This is a genomic window from Kitasatospora sp. NPDC008115, from assembly GCF_042957205.1.
Lineage (GTDB): Bacteria > Actinomycetota > Actinomycetes > Streptomycetales > Streptomycetaceae > Kitasatospora.
Window position 1 is genome coordinate 1 of sequence record NZ_JBIBHU010000053.1, and the last position, 6,871, is coordinate 6,871.

General features: G+C 72.0%; 7 protein-coding genes. 4 read left to right on the forward strand and 3 right to left on the reverse strand.

Annotation, left to right across the window (positions count from 1 at the left end):
• Window positions 1-66: 66 nt before the first annotated feature.
• Window positions 67-495: a hypothetical protein gene (locus ACFZBX_RS35940; protein WP_391538015.1), complete on the reverse strand. Its 429-nt coding sequence runs from the start codon at window positions 493-495 to the stop codon at window positions 67-69.
• A 556-nt stretch (window positions 496-1,051) separates the two neighbouring features.
• Between ACFZBX_RS35940 and ACFZBX_RS35945 the strand changes: the two genes are divergently transcribed.
• From ACFZBX_RS35945 to ACFZBX_RS35955, 3 genes are all read left to right on the forward strand, one after another.
• Entirely contained in the window at window positions 1,052-1,717 is a 666-nt protein-coding gene (locus ACFZBX_RS35945; RefSeq protein WP_391538016.1) for an RNA polymerase sigma factor, read from the forward strand.
• Complete coding sequence (locus tag ACFZBX_RS35950) at window positions 1,714-2,595, forward strand: hypothetical protein (RefSeq protein ID WP_391538017.1); 882 nt, start codon at window positions 1,714-1,716, stop codon at window positions 2,593-2,595. Before ACFZBX_RS35945 ends, ACFZBX_RS35950 begins: the two co-directional genes overlap by 4 nt.
• Window positions 2,596-2,807: 212 nt before the next feature.
• A complete protein-coding gene (locus ACFZBX_RS35955; RefSeq protein ID WP_391538018.1) occupies window positions 2,808-2,996 on the forward strand; it encodes a hypothetical protein in 189 nt (62 codons plus the stop codon).
• A 297-nt stretch (window positions 2,997-3,293) separates the two neighbouring features.
• Here the strand turns inward: ACFZBX_RS35955 and ACFZBX_RS35960 are convergent, their stop codons facing one another.
• A complete protein-coding gene (locus ACFZBX_RS35960; protein ID WP_391538019.1) occupies window positions 3,294-3,533 on the reverse strand; it encodes a hypothetical protein in 240 nt (79 codons plus the stop codon).
• Between the two features lie 338 nt (window positions 3,534-3,871).
• On the reverse strand, window positions 3,872-4,546 hold the full coding sequence (locus ACFZBX_RS35965) for an HNH endonuclease family protein (protein ID WP_391538020.1): 675 nt from the start codon (window positions 4,544-4,546) through the stop codon (window positions 3,872-3,874).
• 305 nt (window positions 4,547-4,851) lie between these two features.
• Between ACFZBX_RS35965 and ACFZBX_RS35970 the strand changes: the two genes are divergently transcribed.
• Window positions 4,852-6,645, forward strand: coding sequence for an SIR2 family protein (locus ACFZBX_RS35970; protein WP_391538021.1), 1,794 nt, complete (start codon window positions 4,852-4,854; stop codon window positions 6,643-6,645).
• Window positions 6,646-6,871: the final 226 nt, after the last annotated feature.

A 6,871-nucleotide genomic window follows, 5' to 3' on the forward strand; every position in this document is an offset into this window, starting at 1 on the left:
GGAGACCTCGGGCGATCGCTTCGCTCCGCCGGCGCCATCGGCACCGACCCGGATGCTGCGTGACCCTCAGCCTGCTGCGTTACGGGACAGCCCTTTGACGTCCCTCGCGTCGTCACCGTCGTCGGTGAAGGAGAGGACGGCCTGAACGACGGCGCGGGCGAGGTCACCGACCGCATGGACGTCGGTTCCGGCGCTGCGGGCCCAGCCGTGCAGGAAGCCGGCGGCGAGTTCGGCCTGGTGGCCGTTGAGCGTGCCGTTGAACACCTCGACGGCTTCCTGACGCTCGGCCTCGGGCAGGGTGCGGATGCCGGTGACGGTCAGCGGGGTGTTCTCCAGCACGAGGGTGCCGTACGAGGCGACCAGCACCGCGAGCGGCTGCTCACCGGGCACGTCCTGGGCCAGGGCGGCCAAGGCGTTGTCGTCGCGCGTCCAGGCGGATTCGAGCGCGGCGACGGCACGAAGAATCTGGTCCGGCGTCAGCATGAGGGAGGCCATGGCCGGCACCGTAGCCGCCCCGGGTGCGACCCCGGGCGGATTCAGGGGATCAGGCCGTTCAGCACCGGGACGTGCTACCGGTCGCGGTCAGGCAGCCCGGGGCCGCAGCCCGGTCGGGCTGGCCTTCGACCGTTCTTGTCGGTGCCGATCGGATGCGGTCCGGCCGGCGGTCCGGCTGGAGCGCTGTGGTCTCGGTCACGTTAGGCATGCCATTCTTCACTCTCCGTGCCTTCCGTGCTGGTTGGCGGCTGGCCGCGTGGTCGGCGGGGATGGCCTCATATTGGTCTAGCCCGCCATCCCAACGTCACGTTCAGTGGTGGGTGTTGATCTCTGTGTGAAATTGGTTCGCCTGAGGTGCGTGAAAAAAGAGGGTCGGCTGGTTTGCTGTCCGCAGGTTCGAAGCGGACCACGGCGAACTCAAGATGACGCCGTATCAGCCACAAAAGGTCGCTCCCATGAAAACCACCTCGCTCCTGTGCGCCCCCGGCCGCCGCGCAGCGTGCCACGCACCTCCCCGCGGCCGCCGCCGCGCTCCGGCCGGCACCGGGGGGCCAGAGTGAACGACGACGCCTTCTCCCTGTTTGCCATAGGCCCGGACCCCGGCCACGAGCCCGACGCGGGTCTGTTCGGCGCGGCCGTGGAACTGCCGGTGGACGGCATGCCCATCGACTACGAGGCCTTCGTCCTCACCCACCGCGACTCCTATCTGCGCTTCGCCGAGGAAGTCCTCGGCGGCCCGGAGGCCGCGGACAAGGTGGTCCACGAAGTCCTCGTCCAGATCGCGATCCACTGGAGCCGGCTCCTGGCCGGCCCCGACGTCGTGGTCACCGCCTGGGGCATGCTCTGCCACGCCATCCGCGCCGAGGTCCGCACCATCGAACGCAACCCGCAACTCGTCGCCCGCCTCGACCGGCTTCGCACCATCCTGGAGCAGATGCGCACCGCGCTGCCCACCGAGGAGATCGGCAGCGAGAAGGCCGAGGACTGGGATCCCATGACCCACCTCCTCGCCCGGCTGCGCGTCCTCACACCGCGCCAGTTCGACATCGTCGTCCTCAAAGCGGCCGGGCGCTCCAGCCACTTCATCGCCTGGTTCCTGGGCACGCACCCCAGCACGGTCGACCGCGACCTGCGGCGCGCCATGGACCAGCTCGACGGAGAGCTGCGCCCGCTGAACCTCCTGAAGCCCCCGACCGCCAGCAGCAGAGGAGACCGCCGGTGACCGAGCCACTCGTCGGCCCCCCGGAGCGGAACACTCCGTCTCCCGGGCGCAGGCTCGCCGACCACGACCTCGACCTCGAACTCCTCATCGACACCGCCGCCGGTACCCGCGTCTGGCCGGCCGGCTACGTGGCCACCGGCGACCAGGCGGTGGCGGTGGACCTGATCCTCACCGAGCGCGAGGCCGGCCCGCCGCCCGCCGCAGGCCCGGCCGGCGGGCCGGGCCTGGGCGCCGCCCTGCGGCGCATCGCCGAGGACGTCACGCGCCACCGGGCCGGCCGCCACCGGGAACCCGACTGGTGGCGCGACTACAACCGGGCCCGGCTTGGCCTCAACTCGCTCTCCCGCACCGCGCTCACCGGCCCCAAGGCGCTGGCCATGTTGGCCCGCTTCGCCCGCAACGACGACGGCCCCATCACGGTGTTCGAGCCCGACACCGACCTGGAGATCGAGGGCGCCAGGATCTTCGGCTGCCTGCTCCACCTGGCCGGCCACCCGCTGTCCGCCGCCTTCTGGTGGCGGATCGCCGCCGGGGCCGGCGACCGGACCGCCGCGTTCGCCGTCTACCTCCAGCACCTGGAGCACGGCGAGCTCGACGAGGCGGACTTCTGGTTCACTCAGGCCTGCCTGGCCGGCGCGGGCGGCCCGGGCGTGCCGCCCGCGGTGCCGCCGCTGCCCGGCTACTTCAAGGTGATCACGGCCGTCATGCCGCCCTGGTCCCCCGCCGACAACGCCCAGCCGACCGCCGGCCTCGTCGACGAGGTCGAGCGCCTGGTCGTGCACGCCGACCCCGCCGACGCCGCCAACTTCGACGGCATCGCCCGCCGCCCCGGCCCCCGGCTCGCGAGCCGGCTGGAGGAGCTGGCCGGCCACTGCTGACCGTCGGCCCGGGAGACCCGGGCCGACGGTCAGCGTGACAGGTTCGGCCCCGGGCGACGCGTCCGGGGCCGTCCGCCGGACGCCCGGCTGTAGCCACGCTGCCCCCCGGGCGCACCTGAGTAGCGTCACCGCCGCACCAGCCGCTGCCCGGAACCGGGCAGACCCGCTGCTGCCCGTCCACGGACGGTCCGAGCGAGAAGAAAGGCACCCTGATGAAGGCGCGCTCCACCCCGGACGCCACCAAGCCGGCCACCCGCCGACGCCGGCTCCTCATCATCAGCGCCACCGCCCTGGTGGGCGCCGCCATAGGCATCGTCGCCTGGTACCCGCAGACCGCCGCGCCCATCGGCACGGGCGCCGCCGTCGCGGCCGTGGCCGTGCCGTACCTGCGCCGCAACTGAACGCCTGCCAGCCGCCGGCTTCCTCCGCCGACGGCAGCGCCTTGCCGCCGGCGCCGTGCCGGTGCCCTCTCCGCCGAGGTGCTATTGATGGTGCGGGCGGTCTTCGCTTTGGCCAGCGCGCGTTCGAGGGCGGCCATCAGGTCGACCGGTGTGCCGGGCCCGGGCAGGAAGGCACCGACAGGGCGCGGGACCTCGAAGCCGCGCGGCTTCGCCCCGACGATGCACTCCAGCGCGGCGGCGTAGTCATCGTGCTTGCTCTCCAGGCACCGTGCTGGGAGCACGTCCCGCTGCTGGCGTTCAGTGCAGGAGTACGCGCGCGTACTCGGCGACGGTCCCCAACACCTGCAGCACGGCGATCGTGCCGACGCTCCTGGCGACGCCGACCAGGATCCGGCCGCGCATCCGGTCCGGCGACCGCCACGCAGACCGCCTGGACCGCCGCAGCCCCGCCGCACCGGGCACCGCCGCCCGTCGGCGCTCGACGCCGTCCCACCCCGCCGCGCCCTGTTCCTCGCCGCGCGGCCTCATGCCCACCATGTCCTTCTCCTTCTCCATCACGTGGTTGCGGAACCGGACCAGGGCCTGGCCGCCGCCGGACGCGATGGTCGCGTCGCCGACGGCCCGCTCGGTAGTCCGTGGCGTCGGAAGATAGAGGTCTCAGATGGCGAGTCAAGGGGGTCCCAGCAGTAGGTTCGCCGTGCTGGCCAGGCGGGCGCGAGGGCCGAACCGGCGAACGATACGCCGTCCGGTGCGCCGGTCAACCCCTTCTTCGCCGGCCGGGAGCGACATCGGCCGCCGCCCTCGGGGTGAGGGCGGCGGCCTGGCGGTTCGCTGCGGTGGTGCCGTCTACGGGGTGCCGGTGGTCTGGGGCAGGGTCAGCGGGCGAGGGTGACGGTGATGACGGGGTTGTCGCAGCCGGCCGCGATCCGCTGGATCGCGGCGTGCTCGGCCGGGTCCGCGGTGAGGCCCCAGCGGGTCTTCACGGTGACCCAGTCGGAGATGTATCGGCAGGTCGCGCCGACGGCGGGGGGCATCCACTGGGCGGGGTCGCGGTCGGCTTTGCTCTGGTTGGCGCTGTCGTGGACCGCGAGGAGGGAGCGAGCGTCGTCGAGGTCGTTGGCGTAGGCCTGGCGCTCGGCCGCGGTCCATACCGCCGCTCCGGAGTCCCACGCCTCGCCGAGCGGCACCATGTGGTCGATGTCGACATCGAACTTGTCGGTCTGCGTGGTGTCGTCGTACCAGGAACTCCACACGCCGGTGCCAGCGACGATGGCGCAGCGCCCGGTGATCTGCGGCGCGACGGAGGCGTCGCGCAGCAGGACCTCGTTGCGGGTGTTGCAGCCGTCGCGGTCCGCGTCGATCCAGTGCTTGAACTGCTCGCGGGAGTAGCCGTTGCGGGGCCCTTCGTCCTCGACGGGCAGGGCCGCGACCAGGTCCGACAGCGGGGCACTCACCACAGCACCGGGGACGGCCGCGGCCGCACCTGAGGGCAACAGCACCACAGGCGCGGCCAGAGACAGGACGGCGAGCGCGGCAGGCAGGATTCTCATGCCCGATCTACCGCGCCCGGCAAGCCCCAGGTGACGGGACGTCCCCAGGGTTCATCCGAAAGCGCGCCCCGTCCGGCCGGAGCACGCTGACCCGCTGCAGAACGCCGCCGGCCGACCCCACAGCCACATGGGGTCGGCCAGCGGCGTCTGCGGGTGCCGTGCGACCGCGAGCGCGATGGCCAACTGTGGGTTTCTCGGAAGGGGGGCGGAAACCCTCTGGCATTATCGTCACTTTGACGTAAAGTGGGGGTGGTGGCCCACCAGGGCCGTCGCCACGCGTTCAGGAAGGCTTTGTGGAAGACCCCGTGACCGAACCACATGTGAACCTCGCCTTCGGCCTCCACTCCCTCCCCGGCACCTACAGCGTCCTCCTGGGCGCCGGTGTCTCGACGGCCGCCGGCATACCGGCGGCCTGGCACGTCCAGCGCGACCTCATCCTCAAGATCGCCGCTGCCGAGCAGGCCGATGTTCCCGACGGAGAAGACGCCCCCTTCGACTGGTACCGCGAGCGCTACGGCCGCCCCGCCGCCTACGATGACCTCCTCGCCGCCCTGACCGCGACCGCGAACGAGCGCCAGGCCCTGCTGCGCTCGTACTTCGAACCCACCGCGCAGGAGCGGGAGGCAGGAGTGAAGACGCCCAGCGCCGCTCACCGCTCGCTTGCCCGCCTCGTCGCTTCCGGCCACATCCGCGTCATCCTGACCGTCAACTTCGACCACCTCATGGAAGCAGCGCTCCGCGACATCGGCATCGAGCCCACCGTGGTTTCCGGACCCGCGGCGCTCGGCGGCATGCTGCCGCTGCACGCGCAGCGCGCCGTGGTCGTCCACCTGCACGGCGACTACCTCTCCCCGGCCACGATGCTCAACACCCCCGACGAGCTCGAGGCCTACACCCGCGAGACCGACGCCCTCCTCGACCGGGTCATCGACGAGTACGGCCTGGTCGTTGCCGGCTGGTCCGCGAGCTGGGACCCGGCGCTCCGTGAAGCGATCACCCGCTGCCCCAGCCGCCGCTTCGCCACCTACTGGATCGACACCAAGCCTCTCTCTCCCGAGGCGGCCGCCACCGCGGCCCATCGCGGCGCCACCGTCGTCCAGGACTCCGCCGACGGCTTCCTCGGCCGGACCGCCGACGCGGTCGCGGCCATCGGCGAATCCGGCCGCCAGCACCCGCTCAACACCGCCGTCGCCGTCGCCACCGCCAAGCGCGAACTCGCTGGCGACCGGCCCGCCATCGGCCTGCACGACACGCTGCGCCGAGAGGCCAGCGCCCTCGCGGCCCTGCCGGCCCGCGTCGAGGGACCCTGGCAGGTCGCCGATCCCAAACGCGAACACCAGCACCGGCTCGACGGCATCGAGGCCGCCTCGGAGACACTCCTCGCCCTGGTCGCCACCGCCGCCTACTGGGGGAACGAGACCACGGACCGCTGGTGGATGCCCGAGATCCAGCGCTTCGCCGAACCTGTTGGCAACAGCGGTTTCACCAGCCTGCTGAACCTGACCAGTGCCCCGGCGCTCATGATGCTCTACACCGCCGGCGTCGCCGCGGCCGCCGCAGACCGCTGGTCCCTCGTCGGCCACCTCTTGGGGGAACTGCAGACACAGCGCGAGGAGGAGACAGCCGCGGTCGGCCTGCTCAGCCCCGATGTCGTCCTCGGCGTCCCCCGGGCCGCGAAGCGCCTCCACGACCACCTGCAACCGCTCTTCGTCCAGCACCTGGCCTTGGGACCCAGCGCCTACCGCGACGCCTGGGAACGCTTCGAGTACCTCCGCCTACTCGCCCAGGCCCGCCACACCCTCCCGCGGGGCATCAGCTCTGACGTCCCCTACATCCGGGCCTTCGGACGCCGGGAGGAATGCCTGCCCGCTCCCTCCGACTGGCTGGCCCAAGCCATCGAGCGGCGGAACAGCACCCCGATCCGCGAGCTCATGAGCAGCGGCTTCTTCGACGGTGACGTCGGCATGCTGAACGAAGCCCGCCAGACCTACGACTCGATTTTCCAGCAGTGGGCCGACGATCTCCGGCTGAGGGCCATGATCGGCAGGGACCCCGCCTTCTCCGGGACCGGCCCCTGGTACCCCGACGCTCTCCAGTAGCCGAGCCGACAGCAGGCCAGTGGCGGAGACCGGGCTGGCCTTGCTCGGAATGGCCACTGGCCGCGATCAAAGGAAGGCCGTCGCCCGGCATACGGCGACGGCCTTCCTGCGCGCTGTTTCCTCAGCCCTCGGTTTCCGAAGCCTGTTCCTCTTCGGGATTGTGGTCGTCCTCGGTCGCAGCGCTGACGGACATGGGGAAACGAGGGGCGGCGTTCGCGGCGAGGCC